Source organism: Xenorhabdus bovienii, assembly GCF_024721015.1.
GTDB lineage: Bacteria > Pseudomonadota > Gammaproteobacteria > Enterobacterales > Enterobacteriaceae > Xenorhabdus > Xenorhabdus bovienii.
In genome coordinates this window covers 1-788 of the sequence record NZ_JANAIF010000261.1, presented here as the reverse complement: position 1 = coordinate 788, position 788 = coordinate 1, and the positions used below count along the sequence as shown (strand labels likewise).

1 protein-coding gene is annotated in these 788 nt (G+C 55.2%); it reads left to right on the top strand.

Annotated features, from left to right (window positions below; translation table 11 throughout):
* Positions 1 to 788: phage tail sheath subtilisin-like domain-containing protein (locus NXS07_RS22560; protein ID WP_258087569.1), on the top strand; the 788-nt coding region annotated here is incomplete at both ends.

The following is a 788-nucleotide window of genomic DNA, read 5'->3' as shown; positions in this document are numbered from 1 at the left end:
CATCATGGCGTCTCGGTCAGGGAAACGACCCGACTCAGTACGCTGATACGCGACATTAACACGTCGGTGATTGGTGTCGTGTGTACCGCTGATGACGCCGATGTTGAGGTGTTCCCGCTGGATACGCCGGTACTCGTCACCCGTATCAACAGTGTGATTGGCAAGGCGGGGAAAACCGGCACGTTGTACACCACACTGAAGGCCATTTCTGACCAGTGCAGCCCGAAAGTCATTGTTATCCGTGTGGCAGATGCCGGCAATTTGCACGGGGACGGCGAAAAACTGACACAGGATCAGTTGATTATTGGCGGCGTCAACGAGAGCGGACGCTATACCGGACTGTATGCCCTACTGACTGCGGATGCCAACATTGGCGAACACCCGCGCATTCTGGCTGTGCCGCAACTGGACACGCAACCCGTCGCCCTGCAACTGGCTATTTTTGCCGAAAAGCTGCGCGCTTTTGCCTATGTCAGCGCCTATGGCTGCGAGACACAGGCGGAGGTGAAGAAGTACCGCGAGCACTTTAGCCAGCGCGAAGTCATGATTATTTACCCGGACTTTATCACCTATAACAGCCAGTCCGGGAAAAATGAAACCGTGCCGGCGACTGCTTTTGCGCTGGGTTTACGCGCCCGTATTGATGCGGATCAGGGCTGGCATAAATCGCTGTCCAATGTGCCGGTCAATGGCGTTCTCGGTATCTCGGCGGATATCTACTGGACATTACAGGGGACGGACACGGATGCCGACGACCTGAACAGTAAAGGCGTCACCACGTTAATTAA